Source organism: Candidatus Clostridium helianthi, assembly GCF_045310795.1.
In the GTDB taxonomy this organism is placed as follows: Bacteria; Bacillota; Clostridia; order Clostridiales; family Clostridiaceae; genus Clostridium; species Clostridium helianthi.
Genome location: NZ_JBJIAB010000089.1, coordinates 1 through 2692 on the forward strand (window position 1 = coordinate 1; position 2692 = coordinate 2692).

Genomic DNA, 2692 nt, shown 5'->3' on the forward strand with positions numbered 1-2692 from the left:
ATGAAGTTGGAGCTTGCCGGAAGTGCGACTTGTTTCTAAGTGAAAAACTTAGACTAATTAGTTGATTAAATTCAGAAATTAGAACTGTTATTATGAGAAATCAAATGATAGGGTAACGCCTTGAAGGGTTTCCACTAATACTCCGATTAGCGTTTCAGTAAGTAAATATTGAAATGTTAAAAGCTCGGTGAAGTCGGCTGAGATTATACCGTAAGTAGAAGAAAATTAATTCCTACACGAAATGCGAACCAGAGGTGGTCGAGTATAAGATAGGTCGGGTGTCTATAAAATATCTATGGTTAGGATGTTCCATAAGGAACTGACGAAGTTAGGAATGTACAGGTCTAGACAAGCAATATTCAGAAATGAATATAACACATAAGTGTAGTGAGTGTGGATGAGTAAAAATTTTCGGTATGAAAGTCCATATAGTGTTACAGGCACTATTAAACTTACAGGCCTATACTAACGACCTACGGATATATGCAAAGATAGTAATAATGGAACAAGGAAAGCTTAGAATATGGAGGTTTTACTGCCTGTGAAATAGTGATGTGGAAAAGCTAAATTGCTATAACGTATCTTAATCTAAGTGAGAGTGGTGGCATAAAGCAATAATAATTATTGTAATGATAATTTAGCAATAGCCACTAGACAATTGTTATTTGATAATTAAATACTGAATAAATTCAAGGTTCGAGTAAGAGTAAGAGATGTGACTCTAAATTTGTAATATTACAAAGGAGGAAGTAACAGACTTGGAGGAAAGCTTAAAGTTAGAGAAAAGACAGTTGCTAAGAAATAACGAGTATTACACAATGCAAAACATATTTGACGATCTATATAAACAATCTTGTAACAACAAAAGGTTCAAGTACTTAATGCAGTATATAACATCTAAAAATAATATCTTACTTGCATATAGAAATATTAAGAAGAACAATGGTTCAACAACAGTTGGAACCGATAATCTTAACATAAGCTATTTCCAAGAAATGCAATTAGATAAATTTATTGAACTCATTCAAAATAAATTAGCAAACTATATACCGAAAAGTGTCAGACGAGTTGAAATACCTAAATATCAAGGTTCAATTGAAACTAGACCTTTAGGTATACCATGTATTGAAGACAGAATAATTCAGCAATGTATTAAACAAGTATTAGAACCTATATGCGAAGCTAAATTTCACAAACATAGTTATGGATTTAGGCCGAATAGGTCAACAGACCATGCAATTGCTAGAAGTATGAGTTTAATGAATCAAGCTAAACTGCACTATGTTGTCGATTTAGATATTAAGGGTTTCTTTGATAATGTAAATCACAGTAAATTAAAGAAACAAATGTGGAGTTTAGGTATCCAAGACAAAAACTTAATTAGTATAATCGGAAAAATCTTAAAATCAAAAATACAAGAAGTAGGTATACCCTCAAAAGGAACCCCTCAAGGAGGAATAATCAGTCCATTATTATCAAATATAGTTCTAAATGAACTTGACTGGTGGATTAGTTCCCAATGGGAAACTTTTGATACAAAGCATAAATACTCTAAAGCAGAGCACCGTTATCACGCTCAAAAGAAAACAAATCTAAAAGAAATATGGTTTGTGAGATATGCAGATGACTTTAAAATATTCTGCCGAAACCCCAAAACTGCACAGAAAATCTATAATGCTACAAGACTATGGTTAAAAGAGAGACTTGGCTTAGATATAAGTCCTAATAAGTCTAAGATAACCAATTTGAGGAGAAATTATACAGAGTTTTTAGGACTCAAATTAACATTACGGCCTAAAAAAGGTAAATATGTTTGTCAAAGCAGAATGTGTGATAAAGCTAAAAAAAATACTATTATCAAGCTAAAGGAACAAGTAAAGAAAATTCAGAAGAGTGGTAATAGTAAAGAAGTATCAAAATTAAACTCAATTATATTAGGAAGCCACAATTATTATAATAGTGCAACCCATATATCATTAGACTTTAGTAAAATAAATTTCTTAGTCACAAAAACCTTGGAAATACGCTTAAAGCAATGGATATCTGATAAACCTAGATTTTCAGAAACCTATAAACGGTTATATGGAAACTATAATGGAAAAATTAGAACAATTCATGATATCACAATATTCCCAATCTATGGTTGTAAAACCAAACCGCCTAAGAATTTCTCTCAAGATATTTGTAATTATACAAAACTTGGTAGAGAGAAAATTCATAAAAATCTTAGAGGTTATAAACATTTAATTGACTACCTACTAAGAACAGCAAATGAAAATAATACTGCTGAATTTCATGATAATAGAATATCATTGATTGCAGGACAACAGGGAAAATGCTACATAACAGGAATGGATTTGGAAATAGGTTACATGGAATGTCACCATAAGAAACAGAAATGTGATGGTGGTACTGATGAATACACAAATTTAGTTTGGATATGTGGAAAAGCACATAAACTTATTCATTGTACAAAATTAGAAACCATTAATAAATATCTAGGTTTATTGTCCCTTGATGAACAAGGGCTAAAACGTGTCAATTCTTTAAGAAAGTTAGTAGGAAATTCAGTTATTTAATTAAACGATAATAAATTGTTGGAACGCCGTATGAAGCAAAAGTTTCACGTACGGTGTGAAGCAGGGGAAAAGATGGAGATAATATCAAAGTCTTACCTATTGCTATAATTCAT

At 31.4% G+C, this 2692-nt stretch carries 1 protein-coding gene; it reads left to right on the forward strand.

The window, feature by feature from the left end; genetic code table 11:
• Nucleotides 1-758 precede the first annotated feature (758 nt).
• Nucleotides 759-2579, forward strand: a complete 1821-nt coding sequence (gene ltrA, locus ACJDTP_RS27230; protein WP_406762983.1) for a group II intron reverse transcriptase/maturase — start codon at nt 759-761, stop codon at nt 2577-2579.
• Nucleotides 2580-2692: the final 113 nt, after the last annotated feature.